This is a genomic window from Paenibacillus vortex V453 (assembly GCF_000193415.1).
Taxonomy (GTDB): domain Bacteria; phylum Bacillota; class Bacilli; order Paenibacillales; family Paenibacillaceae; genus Paenibacillus_AQ; species Paenibacillus_AQ glucanolyticus.
The window spans coordinates 22,761-36,843 of the sequence record NZ_ADHJ01000056.1; the positions used below are offsets into that span (position 1 = coordinate 22,761).

General features: G+C 51.4%; 11 protein-coding genes and 1 pseudogene. 7 read left to right on the forward strand and 5 right to left on the reverse strand.

Features of this window, described 5'->3' with window-relative positions; translation table 11 throughout:
- Nucleotides 1-130: 130 nt before the first annotated feature.
- The 4 genes and pseudogenes from prmC to fni all read right to left on the reverse strand — a co-directional run bounded on the left by prmC (nt 131) and on the right by fni (nt 4,723).
- Entirely contained in the window at nt 131-1,021 is an 891-nt protein-coding gene (gene prmC / locus PVOR_RS28840; RefSeq protein ID WP_006213114.1) for a peptide chain release factor N(5)-glutamine methyltransferase, read from the reverse strand.
- Nucleotides 1,022-1,025: 4 nt separating this feature from the next.
- Entirely contained in the window at nt 1,026-2,093 is a 1,068-nt protein-coding gene (gene prfA / locus PVOR_RS28845) for a peptide chain release factor 1 (protein WP_006213115.1), read from the reverse strand.
- A 231-nt stretch (nt 2,094-2,324) separates the two neighbouring features.
- The gene (ychF, locus tag PVOR_RS28850; protein ID WP_006213116.1) at nt 2,325-3,425 is read right to left on the reverse strand and encodes a redox-regulated ATPase YchF; all 1,101 of its coding nucleotides are present in this window, start codon (nt 3,423-3,425) and stop codon (nt 2,325-2,327) included.
- 181 nt (nt 3,426-3,606) lie between these two features.
- Nucleotides 3,607-4,723 (reverse strand): annotated as a pseudogene (fni, locus tag PVOR_RS28855) (type 2 isopentenyl-diphosphate Delta-isomerase).
- A 298-nt stretch (nt 4,724-5,021) separates the two neighbouring features.
- Between fni and PVOR_RS28860 the strand changes: the two are divergent.
- Both PVOR_RS28860 and PVOR_RS33140 read left to right on the forward strand, forming a co-directional pair.
- Nucleotides 5,022-6,212, forward strand: coding sequence for a hypothetical protein (locus PVOR_RS28860; RefSeq protein ID WP_419144527.1), 1,191 nt, complete (start codon nt 5,022-5,024; stop codon nt 6,210-6,212).
- Nucleotides 6,094-6,567, forward strand: a complete 474-nt coding sequence (locus tag PVOR_RS33140; protein ID WP_419144528.1) for a phospholipase D-like domain-containing protein — start codon at nt 6,094-6,096, stop codon at nt 6,565-6,567. The genes PVOR_RS28860 and PVOR_RS33140 overlap by 119 nt, the downstream gene beginning before the upstream one ends.
- A gap of 63 nt (nt 6,568-6,630) precedes the next feature.
- On the opposite strand, the gene cls is transcribed toward PVOR_RS33140, so the two are convergent.
- Complete coding sequence (gene cls / locus PVOR_RS28865; RefSeq protein ID WP_006213117.1) at nt 6,631-8,133, reverse strand: cardiolipin synthase; 1,503 nt, start codon at nt 8,131-8,133, stop codon at nt 6,631-6,633.
- Nucleotides 8,134-8,338: 205 nt separating this feature from the next.
- On the opposite strand from cls, the gene PVOR_RS28870 reads away from it, so the two are divergent.
- From PVOR_RS28870 to PVOR_RS28890, 5 genes are all read left to right on the forward strand, one after another.
- Nucleotides 8,339-8,935, forward strand: coding sequence for a TetR/AcrR family transcriptional regulator (locus PVOR_RS28870; protein ID WP_006213118.1), 597 nt, complete (start codon nt 8,339-8,341; stop codon nt 8,933-8,935).
- A gap of 100 nt (nt 8,936-9,035) precedes the next feature.
- Nucleotides 9,036-9,377, forward strand: coding sequence for a DMT family transporter (locus tag PVOR_RS28875; RefSeq protein ID WP_006213119.1), 342 nt, complete (start codon nt 9,036-9,038; stop codon nt 9,375-9,377).
- Nucleotides 9,377-9,691: a DMT family transporter gene (locus PVOR_RS28880; protein WP_006213120.1), complete on the forward strand. Its 315-nt coding sequence runs from the start codon at nt 9,377-9,379 to the stop codon at nt 9,689-9,691. The genes PVOR_RS28875 and PVOR_RS28880 overlap by 1 nt, the downstream gene beginning before the upstream one ends.
- 153 nt (nt 9,692-9,844) lie before the next feature.
- On the forward strand, nt 9,845-10,798 hold the full coding sequence (locus tag PVOR_RS28885) for a TetR/AcrR family transcriptional regulator (protein ID WP_006213121.1): 954 nt from the start codon (nt 9,845-9,847) through the stop codon (nt 10,796-10,798).
- A gap of 31 nt (nt 10,799-10,829) precedes the next feature.
- Nucleotides 10,830-14,042, forward strand: a complete 3,213-nt coding sequence (locus tag PVOR_RS28890; RefSeq protein WP_006213122.1) for an efflux RND transporter permease subunit — start codon at nt 10,830-10,832, stop codon at nt 14,040-14,042.
- Nucleotides 14,043-14,083 lie beyond the last annotated feature (41 nt).

Here is a 14,083-nt window from a genome sequence, read left to right on the forward strand (position 1 = left end):
GCTCTGGTCCCCCTGTGCCTGGAGCTGTACACACTGAGCTGTTATCAGTCCGTATCTACGATCTGAACGGAATAAAGATTACTCCGCCAAGTCCACTAACTATTCTAAAAGAAATCCACCCCGAATACAATTAACGGCAAATTCCCAGAACATGCCTGTCAATCCCGGCCAAATCCGGTACTGTGACGATTTCCTGCCAATGCCCTGCCTGGCGCAGCAGCTCGGCCACATCCCCGGCCTGGCCCATGCCCAGCTCAAAAGCGATCAGCCGCGGCGGCGCTGACAGCAGAGGCAGCTGTGCCATCATGATCCGGTACGGATTCAATCCATCGCGACCGCCGTCCAGAGCCGTGCGCGGCTCGTAATCGCGCACTTCCGGCTGCAGGCCCTCGATGTCCTCCGCCGGTATATAGGGCGGATTGGAGACGAGAATGTCCGGCGCAAGGCCGGCAAACGGCTCCAGCAGGTTCCCCTGCCGGAACTCCACATTCGCATGGAGCTGCTTCGCATTACGCGTGGCAACTTCGAGCGCTTCAGGCGAAATATCACTCGCCAGGAGTTCCCAGGAAGGGGCCTGCAGTGCCAGCGTAACAGCAATAGCCCCGCTGCCGGTGCCAATGTCAATTGCCTTCAGCCTTGCTTCTGAACGCGGGGCAAGCTCCTGCCCATACTTCAGCACCGCCTCCACAAGCAGCTCGGTTTCCGGACGCGGAATGAGGACAGCCGGCGTAACTTCAAACGGCCGACCGTAAAATTCCTGCTCGCCGATAATATACTGCGCGGGAACGCCTTCCGCCTTGCGACGGATCGCTTCTTCCAAAGCGTGGCGGCATTCCGCCGGGAAAGGCTCCGGCAGGGCCATGTAATATGAGGATCCCGACAATCCCAGCACATGCTCCAGCAGCAGCTGCGCATTCCGCTGGGGCTCCATTACCCGCATGGCATCTAAAAAAGAAGAAGCCTCCACAAAGGCTTCTCTTATACTGCGCTGCGGCGTCAATTCAAATATCGTCCGCTTCAAAGCGTTATACTCCTTTTTCCATCAGTTCAGCTTGCTCTGCAATCGTCAGTGCTGAAACGATCTCTTCAATCTCCCCGTTCATCACCTGATCCAGCTTGTGAACGGTAAGTCCGATCCGATGGTCCGTTACGCGGCTCTGCGGGAAATTGTACGTCCGAATCCGCTCGCTGCGGTCGCCCGTACCTACCTTGCTCTTCCGCTCCCCGGCATATTTCGCTTCTTCCTCTTGGCGCATCATATCAAAGATACGGGCACGAAGCACCTGCAGCGCCTTATCCTTATTGGAGTTCTGCGATTTGCCGTCCTGGCAAGTAGCCACGATGCCCGTCGGTATATGCGTCACACGCACCGCCGACTTGGTTGTGTTAACGGACTGGCCGCCTGCACCGCTGGAGCAGAACGTATCCACGCGGATATCCTTATCGTGGATTTCAATATCCACTTCTTCCGCCTCCGGCATAACGGCAACGGTTGAGGTGGAAGTATGAATACGGCCGCCGGATTCCGTTGTCGGAATGCGCTGGACACGGTGCGCGCCGCTCTCGAATTTCATTTTGCTGTAGGCACCGCGGCCGTTGATCATGAAGATGACTTCCTTGAATCCACCCAGATCATTCGTGTTAACGTCCATCAGCTCGACCTTCCAGCCTTGGGTATCCGCATAGCGAGTATACATCCGGTACAGGTCGGAAGCAAACAGGGCCGCCTCGTCTCCGCCAGCCGCTCCGCGAATTTCGATGATTACGTTCTTATCATCATTCGGGTCCTTCGGCAGCAGCAAAATACGGATTTTCTCCGCCAGCTCTCGCTCGCGCGTGGAAAGTTCCTCGATCTCCATTTTCACCATTTCGCGCATTTCGTCGTCCATCTTCTCGCCCTGCATGGTTTTGGCAGCTTCGAGTTCTTCAATTACATTTTTATATTCAACATAAGCCTCATATGCAGGCTGCAAATCGGATTGTTCTTTGGAATAATCCCTGAGCTTCTTGGAGTCATTAGCGACATCAGGATCGCACAACAGTTCACTTAATTTCTCGTAACGGTCCGCAAGGGATTGTAATCGGTCCAACAAAGGAATTCACCTCTCTAAGATATATTCCTGAAGATATGCCATTTCGTACTCCATATCCAAACCAAAATGAAGTGCAAACGACTTTTTATTTTACCATGAAACAACACATTTGACTAGCAGGCTGTTGACCTGGATAAACCGTTCTTTCCTTACAGGGCTCCACCACTAGAAAAAAACCACAGTCCCATGCACAAAGTGACATGGAGCCATGGCCTTTGAAACCTCTCGTTTCTAAACGTTGAAACGGAAATGCATCACATCGCCGTCGCTGACAACATACTCCTTGCCTTCCAGACGAAGCTGTCCACGTTCTTTCGCTCCGTTCATCGATCCAGCAGCAACCAAATCATCGTAAGCGACTACTTCAGCACGGATGAAGCCTCGTTCGAAGTCAGTATGGATAACAGCTGCCGCTTGCGGTGCCTTCGTTCCTTTGCGAATCGTCCACGCACGCACTTCCTGCACGCCAGCTGTAAAGTACGTGTACAGTCCAAGAAGGCTGTACGCTGCCTTGATCAGACGGTTCAGGCCGGATTCTTCAAGTCCCAGCTCCTCAAGGAACATCGCTTTGTCCTCGCCTTCGAGCTCGGCAATTTCGGCTTCCACCTTCGCGCTGATCGGAACCACAATCGCATTCTCTGCCGCCGCGAAATCACGAACCTGCTGCACATACGGATTGCTGTCCGCTTCCGCTACTCCGTCCTCACTCAGGTTAGCCGCATACAGAACCGGCTTCAATGTCAGAAGGTGCAGGTCGCGAACAATCAGCTTCTCATCATCGCTGAGTTCCACACTGCGTGCAGGCTGGTCGTTGTAAAGAGCTTCCTTCAGGCGCTCCAGCAGCTCAACTTCCTGGGCATACTGCTTGTTGCCGCCCTTCATATTCTTCTTGGCACGGTCAATCCGCTTCTCCACGCTGTCGAGATCAGCCAGGATCAGCTCCAGATTAATGGTCTGGATATCGCTCACCGGGTTCACTTTGCCATCGACGTGGGTAATGTTCTCATCTTCAAAGCAGCGAACCACGTGAACGATGGCATCCACTTCACGAATGTGGGCAAGAAACTTGTTCCCAAGCCCTTCGCCTTTGCTTGCACCGCGAACCAGACCCGCGATATCCACAAATTCAAAAGCCGTCGGAACCGTCTTGTTCGGTTGAACGAGCTCCGTCAGTTTATCGAGGCGCTCATCCGGCACTTCCACGACACCGACGTTCGGGTCAATTGTACAGAACGGGTAGTTAGCCGATTCGGCGCCCGCCTGTGTTATCGCATTAAACAATGTAGATTTGCCGACGTTTGGCAAACCGACGATCCCTGCCTTTAAAGCCATTTATGTGACAACTCCTTATTATAAGTTACTCTTATTAGTAAGTATTCAAAGCTTGGGTTCATATCACCTAAGCTGCCAATCCCAGCTAAACAATCTTATTAATTATAGCAGATACCCCATAGACTTCAATACGAATATACTGCCATCACTCCGTCCCGATTCCGGCAGTCAAGCCGGTCATTCAGGCACGAATCAGACGCGCGGTGGACTTCAGAGCTTCGATGTTCCCTGCGCCAATTCCAAACATGGCTGTCTGCAGCTCCAATTCTACCTGCGCCAGCCGCTGGTCCAGCGCCTCTACAGAGTCAACGGCGGAGCCCAGCAATCCGCGTCCGAAGCCCGCCAGGTCAGCGCCCAGCGCTATCGCTTTCGCCGCATCAACGCCGTTTTGCAGCCCGCCACTGCCGATCAACGGTACAGGCAGGAGCAGCCTCCCGCACCTCCACAATGCATTCTGCGGTAGGATTGCCCCATCCGGCAAAAGCTTCCGCAGCGCCGCGGCGTACCGGGTCCTTGCTGCGGAATTTCTCCACCTGGCTCCAGGAGGTGCCGCCCGCACCAGCCACATCGATGAACGCTGCCCCGATATCCAGCAGTCTTCGCGCGGTTTCTCCATCAATTCCCCAGCCGACCTCTTTAATGCCCACCGGCACTTCCAGTGTTCGGCACAGATCCTCAATTCGGCCAAGCAAACGGCCAAACCGGGTATTCCCCTCCGGCTGAAATACCTCCTGGAGTCCATTCAGATGAAGAACGAGCATATCGGCACCCGCGATATCCACCGCCCGCTGGCAATCGTCAAGACCAAAGCCATAGTTCAGCTGTACAGCCCCCAGGTTTGCGATAACCGGCACACTCGGTGCACACTCTCTCACGCGGAATGTAGGAGCAAGCTCCTCCTTCTCCACCGCAGCCCGGACAGAGCCCACCCCAAGCGCCCAGCCGCGGCGCTCCGCAGCTTCGGCCAGCCTCATATTGATCTCTCCGGTCGCCTTGCTTCCTCCCGTCATGGAGCTGATCAGCAATGGCGTTCGTACCGGAATATCCAGAAACGTGGTGTCCAGTTTAATATCTTCAAAGTCGATCTCCGGCAGCGCGGAGTGACGGAAGCGGTAACGTTCAAAGCCTGATGTTAAACCGACGGAACCTACCTCCTCATCAAGGCATAGGCGCACATGCTCTATTTTTCGTTCACCGGTTGGTACTTCCGGCAGCAGCCGGCCCTCGGATCTCCCGGTTCCACTGCCAGTAATGGTTTCAGCGGGCATGCCCGCAGTATCTTTATGTTCTGAATTCATTCCGTGCCTCCTTGTTCAAGTAATTCATCCTTAAATTAACCATCTTATTAGCGTGCACAGGGTGCCGGATATGGCCGGTTGTATGATATGAAGAACAACAAGCAAAAATATAAGCCAGATGTCCGTTTTCTGCCGCATGGAATGAAACAAAAAACCGTATATTATCATTCTACCCCTGAAACGGGTCAACAACCCGGCATAAGGAGCCTTATCACATATGGCAGACGGAGTGCGTCATGTCCGGTGATTGATGTTAATTAACGTTATACAACTGAAAGTTATAGGAGGATGGGCTATTTTGGATTTCCGTCATTTATTTCGCAGCCGCACTTCAGATCATCCGCATCCCCCTGATGGAGATACTCCACTTATGCCAGGTAAAGCGCATACCAAAGGTTCCCGAACACGAAAATATATTTTTACCGGCCTTGTCCTTCTCATTCTATGGCTGATCGGCGTGATGATCTATCAGACTCACAAGCCTCTGCCCAAGGGGATTTCTTACGAAAGCCCGCTCTATCAGAGCGAGGTTGCCATGTGGGTCGACCTGACCTATCCCGGTCCGGACGGTCAACCGGTCCATGATCGCGAGATCGGACCGCGCATCGGCCAGATTATTGATGAATCCCGAAAATTCCTGGTCATCGATATGTTTCTGTTCAACGGTTACGCCCATAAAGGCCAGACATTTCCGAAGGTGACTGAGGAGCTCACCGATCGACTTGTGAAGCATAAACAAAAATATCCCGACATGGACATCTTCTTTATTAGCGATGAAGTCAACACCGGATATGGTTCCTATCCGCTTCCGGAGTTCGAGGCCATGAAGGCCGCGGGTATTCAAGTCATTATAACCGATGTCAACCGGCTGCGGGATTCGACGCCGATCTATTCCGCTGTATGGCGCACCTTTTTCCAGTGGTTTGGTCAATCCGGCAAAGGAACGCTCCCCAATCTGATGGCAAACGAAGCGCCCGATATTACCGTTCGCTCCTATCTGAAGCTGCTGAACGTGAAGGCCAATCATCGTAAGGTCGTCATCAGCGAAAACACAGCGCTTGTCACTTCAGCCAACATTCATGATGCCAGCGCTTTCCACTCGAACATCGCTTTTGAAACAAGCGGCGACATCATTGGCGATATACTGGCCACTGAGCAAGCTGCCGTCAATCTTTCAAGCGATATCAAACTGCCGGCATATGAACCGAAGGCGGCAGCTCCCAAGCAGCCTTCCGGGCAGGCTGGCAGCGTCGATGTTCGGTACCTGACGGAAGGGAAAATATATAAATACGTTCTGGAGTCCATTGAGCAGTCTCAATCCGGAGATACACTCTGGTATGGGGATGTTCTATCTGGCCGACGGCAAGGTGATGGACCAGCTTCTGAAAGCCTCGGAGCGCGGCGTCGACATACGCCTTATCCTGGATCCGAACCAGAATGCATTCGGCAGGGAAAAAATTGGGATCCCCAACCGTCCGGCTGCCGCTGAACTCATCAAGAAATCAAAGGGCAATATCTCCGTTCGTTGGTACAACACCGGTAAAGAGCAGTATCATACCAAACTGATGTACATTGCCAAACCAACTGGCAAGTCCGTAATGACGGGCGGATCCACTAATTTCACCCAGCGAAATCTGGCCGATCTGAATCTGGAGAACAACCTGTGGATCGCCGCCCCAAAGGATCATCCGCTTACCCGGGACCTGGACCGGTATTTTAATCAGATATGGTTCAACGAGGGCGCCGAATTCAGTCTTGATGCCGGAGCTTATCAGGGAAAAACCACCTGGATCAAAGATGTTCTGTTCCGGATTCAGAAGTTCCTCGGGTTCACAACCTTCTAACAATTAGGCCGACATAAACGCGCGTTGAGTGCAGCTGCATTCAACGCGCGTTCCCCTGCCGATTTACAACAGAGGTGACATCAGCCGGGCTGCCGATTCCAGCAGCCTGGTCATGATCCTCTTCTTGCGGGTATGGTTGCGGTCATACACGATGGCCGATTCCAGATCCTGCTCGAAATCCGACACAAGCTTGGCCACGCTTTCCGTATGTACCAAGAGTGCGTTAACCTCGAAATTAAGATGAAAACTCCGCATGTCCATATTGGCGGTGCCAATCGTCGCGATTTCCCCGTCCACGATCAGCAGCTTGGAATGCATGAAACCTTTCTCATATTCATATACCCGCACCCCAACATCCAGTAGAGCGGGAAAATAGGAGTGGGAAGCCAGGAAGGGCAGCCACTTGTCCGGTTTCGACGGAAACAGGATCCGTACGTCAAGCCCTGACAAGGCAGCAACCCGGAGCGCGGTTAGAATATCTTCATCCGGTATAAAATAGGGTGTCGCCAGCCAGACGGATTTGCGAGCCGACACAATCATGGAGAAGAAAATATTTTTGAGCGCCCTCCGCTCATTGTCCGGTCCGCTCGCAATAATCTGGACCGCTCCACTGCGGTTCTCCAGCAGATCCGGTGAATAATAGATCGGCTCGCTCGGCTGCTCTCCTGTCATGTACTGCCAATCCTGCAGAAATACAACCTGAAGCGTCCTTACAGCCTCTCCACGGATAAGCATATGGGTGTCTCGCCAGAAACCAAAGGCCTTGCTGCGGCTCAAGTACTCATCACCTACATTCAATCCGCCAACGAATCCAACACTGCCGTCAATGACAACGATTTTGCGATGATTGCGGTAATTTACACGGCTGGTAAAAAATATCGTTTTCGGACTGCCAAACACGGCGACCTGTATGCCGGCATCCCTCATCTCCTGAAGGAAGGCCGGCGGCAGCTGCAGGCTGCCCACGGCATCTACCATAAACCGAACGGCAATGCCTTCCCTCGCCTTGCGGATCAAAATTTCCTGAATCTGCGTGCCGATGGCATCCGGCCGATAAATGTAATACTCCATATGGATATGATGCACGGCCCGTTCCAGCTCCGCTATCAATGCCGCGAACGTCTCTTCCCCATCGGTCAGCACCCGCGAGTCGCTGGAGAAGGAAATCGGCGTGCGCGCCAGCCGGGAAGACAGCTGAAGCAGCTGCTGCGTTTCAGGCTTAAAGCAGGAAACGTCAGGGGTGCTCTTGCGGAGCACCTCGCTGGTGTATACCAGGACGTCCTTCTGTGCTTTTTTATCATATTTTCTCCGTTTGAAGTAGTTCTGCCCGAACAAGAAATAAAAAACAAGCCCGACGATGGGAACGAGCGCAAGCAGCAGAATCCAGGCCATGGTGCTGGAAGGATGGCGGTTCTCCATAAAAATCATGAATCCGATAGATACTACGGTGAGGGTGGAGAAGATCCCGATGACCGTCCCTGTCGTCTTTCCGAAATAATGCATGCCAAAATAATAAAACGCGATCAAAAGCGCGGTGATCAGTACAGCCTCTATTCCCTTTCTCATATCAGTTTACCCCTTGTTATTCATCGTTTCTGTCTCTTTTGTATGGACGATGTCGATCACACATATTCTACATGATCTCCCCCCGGAACTAAAGACTGTTCTCTTGCAGATAGTCAGACAGCTCCAAGCCCAAATATTGACATTGACAATACTGGCATCATTTGATAAAAAATATAACTAACGACCGTTAGTTAGGAGGAGTACTATGAGTGCCGCCAATATTAAACAGTCCGCCCTTGCCCATTTTGCCAAGAACGGTTATGAAGGGGCATCGCTGAAACATATCGCCGACGATTGCGGAATCAAGAAACCGTCTATTTACGCTCATTTTTCAAGCAAGGAGGATTTGTTCCTGCAGGTGCTTCAAGACGTATTCCAACGACAAGAGAAATTAATGGTGGGCTATTTCCTTAACCACACGGATTTGCCGCTGGAGCAGCAGCTGCATGGATTTCTTGAGAACAGTCTCCAGGCTTACCAAGGGGATGATGAAGTGCGATTCTTCATGCGGATGGCCTTCTTCCCGCCTAGCACCTTCTACGATGAGGTGATGGCTATGTTGTATCCGCTGCTGGACGAGCAGGAGAACAACCTGTCCAGACTGCTTGCGGCAGGCTGTCCCGTGCATGGGCGTATCATTCGATACCCACGTAAAGCAGCCATCGCCTTTATGACCCTGCTCGATGGAATTCATCTGGAAGCCGTTTACGGCGGGGAGGAACGCGCCTTGAAACGTCTGACCGCCGCTTGGCCGATATTTTGGTTAGGGGTAACGAAGCAAAGTTCTAACAGCAAGAGTTAAATTATCGCAGAACTACGCATGATAAGTATAAATTTCAAGGAGAATAAGGGTCTGCAGGTGAGATAACAATTCTTTTTCATTAAAAGGAGTGACAATCATAATGAATCGCAACTGGATTTATGTACTGCTGGCTGGATTGGTCGAGGTCATATGGGTTATGGGTCTGAAGTATTCCAACAACACGTTGGAGTGGCTTGGTACTATAGTCGCCATTACAGCCAGCTTCTATCTTATTATCGAAGCAGCCAAACGCCTGCCGGTCGGAACGGTATATGCCGTCTTTACAGGTATCGGAACCGCCGGAACGGTGGCATCGGAAATGCTGTTCTTTGGAGAACCGTTCAAATTGGTCAAGGTTCTTCTGATCTGCGTGCTGCTTGCAGGTGTAGTCGGCCTTAAGCTGGTTACGAGTGATCATGCAGAACCGGAGGTGAGTAAATAATGGCTTGGGTTGCGCTTATATTTGCCGGATTATTCGAAATTGGCGGTGTCATTGGTATTAAAGGCGTGTCGCAGCGCAAGGGATGGCATTATACACTGATTCTGGCCTTATCGTTTGGTATCAGCTTCTCCCTCCTCTCTTATGCCATGACCGTGCTGCCGATGGGGACCGCTTATGCCATCTGGACGGGAATTGGAACAGCCGGTGGAGCCATGGTTGGGATGTTTCTGTTCGGAGAGCCGAAGGATTGGCGGCGAGTGGTGTTCATTTCCATGATTCTGTGCTCGGCTGTCGGTCTGAAATTGATAAGTTAGGCGATTTTTCTAGAAAATTTCATATATTTTCAGAACCAAGAAAAGGGACGACCGTAGTAAAGTTGAAACGGTCGTTCTTTTTCATATATACTTATTCTTGACCATATGGTCAATCCCAGAACTGAAAAGTTCTCAAGTGAGGTGAGCTTTTGATTGGCTGATAAAACGGCAGAGAAACGACAGCAAATTCTCATCACTGCGATGCAGCTGTTTTCCGCGAAGGGCTCTTCGGTTACCTCCATGCAGGAAATCGCCGAAGTATGCGGGATGTCGAAAGGCAGCCTTTATCTTCATTTCAAGTCCAAAGAGGAACTGGAAAAGAGCATTTACGAGCATATCGCAAACCGGATTAAAGATGAGATCCTCCGTGTCGATCACGATCCGCTGCTTGAGCCTAAGGAGCAGCTGCGCAAGCAGACGGAAGTGCTTCTTGTCCATTTTCTGGAGATCCGGGAATATCTCCTGAAGCAGTTCCATGATCAGATGCCGGGGAAACCGCCTATTGACAAGGAAAACATGCGGCAGGAAATGCTCGCTGCATTGCAGTGGTTTAACAATAAGCTCAAAAGCATTTATGGACCGGACGTAGAGCCTTATACGATGGAGATTGGCATGTTTATGGCCAGCATGCTGGGTTCGTATATTCGCTTCCTGTTCATGCCAGGGTTTCATTTGAATGTGGGAATCACTGCAGACCACCAGATCCAGCTGCTCGATGATATTGTAAACAGCATTCTGCGCAGACGTCCCGAACCTCTGATTCCGATGGAGGCGATTGGGCAATTGAGTCAGTTATGCCAGGCCGACATTCGTACAACCCGTCACCCGCTTATCGTCATTAAAGCAATGAAAAATGAACTGAAGAAGAGTACGGTAGAGACGGAAGTCCGGGAAGATGCTATGGAGTCGCTCAATATTATGGAGAAAGAGCTGCTTGGCCTCCAGCCCAGCAGGGCCGTTCTAAAGGGAATGCTTGCTAACCTGGAGGGGATCGAGGACCTGGAGGCACTGTATACCGAGCTCAAGGGCACCATTGTTACCGTGCTGGAAAGCTATCTTACCCCTGGTGGAATTATGCAGGGAAACGGGTCGAAGTTAGAGACATAGCGTTATTTTGGAGAGGAGAGAGAATCACCTAATGAAAGGAATTATCAATTTTTCCCTGCGCAACAAGTTTGCGATCTGGCTGCTGACCATCATCGTCAGCTTTGGTGGATTGTACAGTGGACTGACAATGAAACAAGAAACCATTCCGGATATTAACGTCCCATTCTTAAGCGTCACCGCCATCTATCCGGGTGCAGCTCCTGAAGGAGTTGTAGAGGATGTAACCAAACCGCTTGAGACAAGACTGAGAAATATCGACGGCGTAAAAACCGTAACCTCCACTTCCATGGAGAATGCAGCCAACGTGATGGTTGAATTTGATTATGGTAGTGATCTGGACAACGCTACAGCGGCTGTTCGGGAAGCAATCAATGAAGTCAAGCTGCCTGAGGATGCTCAGAAACCTACCATATCCAAATTCAGCATGAGCTCCATGCCGGTTGTCTCCTTGAGTATATCGAACAAAGACAACATGGCACTGGATGAATTAACCCGTATCACAGAGAATGACATTGTACCCGAGCTCGAGGATTTGGATGGAGTTGCTTCCATTCAGGTAGCCGGACAATTTGTCAATGAAGTCCAACTGAAATTTAACCAGGACAAAATGAACGAGCTTGGCCTGACCGAAGATACCGTTAAAGGCATCGTGCAGGGTTCAGCGCTGTATGTTCCGCTCGGTATGTTCGAAATGGAAAAATCTCAAAAGGCCGTAGCCATTGATGGCGGCATCATCGGCATTGACGATCTGAAGAATATCGCCATTCCTGTTATTCCAGGCGGAGGCGGTGCCGATGCATCTGCCGGAGCTGGCGCTCCTGGTGCTGGTGCAGCTCAACAGCAGCAACCTCCTGGCGATGCGGCTGGGGCTGCAGGTCAGCAGGGAGCTCCCGGTGCTGGTGCCAGTGCTGGTGGACAGAATGGCGCTCCATCCGCTCCCACCGGCATTCCAACCGTAAAACTCAGCGAGATTGCCAAGATTGAAGTTATCGGAACCTCGGAATCCATCTCCCGCACCAACGGGAAGGAATCCATCGGTATCCAAATCGTTAAGGCGAACGATGCCAACACGGTTGACGTTGTTAATCAGGTAAAAGACAAGGCAGAGGAATTGAAAGGCCTATTCCCTGGCATGGATCTGACCATCATGCTGGATCAAGGTAAACCGATCGAGGACTCCGTTCATACCATGCTCTCCAAGGCATTGTTCGGTGCATTATTTGCTGTTCTGATCATCATGATCTTCCTGCGCAATATCCGTTCGACCATCATATCGATCATTTCCATCCCGTTATCCTTGTTGATTGCGGTACTGTGCTTGAAGCAAATGGATATTACCCTGAATATGATGTCACTCGGTGCCATGACCGTTGCCATCGGCCGGGTTGTCGATGATTCGATTGTTGTTATCGAGAATATCTACCGGCGCATGTCCCTCTCGACCGAAAAACTGACAGGCCGAGAGCTCATTAGTGCCGCTACACGTGAAATGTTTGTTCCCATCATGTCTTCCACCATCGTAACCATCGCGGTATTCCTGCCGCTTACACTGGTTAGCGGTATGGTCGGCGAGCTGTTCATGCCATTCGCATTGACGATGGTCTTCGCGCTGCTGGCTTCCCTGGTCGTGGCGGTTACGCTTGTACCTGCTATGGCGCACAGCCTGTTCCGCAAAGGCTTGAAGAACAAGCATGATCATGAAGAGAAGCCGGGCGCAATGGCCCGCGGCTATCGTTCGATCCTGAAATGGACTCTGAATCACAAAGCCATTACATTCCTGGCAGCCATCGTGCTGTTGGTAGGAAGCTTGTTCCTGACCAAGTATCTGGGGGTTAGCTTCATCCCGGAACAAGAAGACAAATACGCAATGGTGACCTACTCTCCTGAACCTGGCGTTATGCTGGAGGATGTAGAGGAACGTGCACTAAAAGCCGAGAAGCTGATTCTGGATCAACCTGGCGTACAGACAATGCAGTACTCCATCGGCGGAAGCAATCCGCTTGGAATGGGCTCCGCTAATTCCGGATTGTTCTACATTATGTACGATCCGGACACGAAAAACTTCGAAGATGTCAAAACGGCACTTATCGAGGATCTAGCCAAGGAAGTTCCGGATGGCACCTGGTCCAATATGGACATGGCAGCCGGCGGATTCGGAGGCAGCCAATTGACGGTTAACGTCTTCGGCGACTCCCTGGAGCAGATCAAGCCTGTAGCTGATCAAATTGCCGAGCTTGCAAACAAGGATACCGCTACCTTCGACAATGCGGAGACCAGTTTATCCGAGTCATTTGAGCAGTACACGCTGGTTGCCGATCAAGAGAAGTTAAGCTCTCTTGGCCTCACAGCCGGACAATTGGCTATGAAGCTGGCACCCGTACGGGAGCGTCCAGTCTTGACGGAAATTAAGATTGAGAACAAAACCTACAATGTTTACATTGAAACCGACAGCAAAACCTATAAGAGCATTAAAGAAATTGAAGACGAAACGGTAACGTCTCCACTCGGTATGGAAGTACCGATCAAGGATGTAGCCAAAGTTGAAAAAGGAACCACGCCTGACTCCATTACACGCATCGACGGTAAAATGGTTGTGAGTGTCACAGCCGATATCCTATCCAGCGATGTAGGCTCGGCTTCCACCAATCTGGAATCCGAAGTCAGCAAACTTGAGCTTCCAGACGGGGTATCCGTAGAGTTCGGAGGCGTTACCGAGCAAATCAATGAAACCTTCGGACAGCTTGGACTCGCCATGCTGGCGGCCATTGCTATTGTATACTTTGTACTCGTGGTCACGTTTGGCGGGGGTCTTGCACCATTTGCCATCCTGTTCTCACTGCCATTCATCGTCATCGGTGCCATTATCGGCCTGCTCATCACAGGCGAGACATTGAACGTATCTGCTCTCATGGGCGTACTCATGTTGATTGGTATCGTAGTCACGAATGCAATTGTATTGATCGACCGCGTTATCCACATGGAACGCGAAGGAATGAGCACTCGCGAAGCCCTGCTCGAAGCCGGTGCAACCCGTCTTCGTCCAATCCTGATGACGGCACTGGCCACCATCGGTGCGCTGCTGCCTCTCGTATTCGGTTGGGAAAACAGCGCAGGTATCATCTCACGCGGGCTCGGCATAACCGTTATCGGCGGTCTGATCAGTTCGACGCTGCTCACACTCGTTGTTGTACCTATCGTGTATGAGTTCCTGATGAAGTTCAGCAAGAAAAGAATCGAAGATTAATCCGATATAACACAAAAGCCCCGGCCTCCTATTTAGGAGAC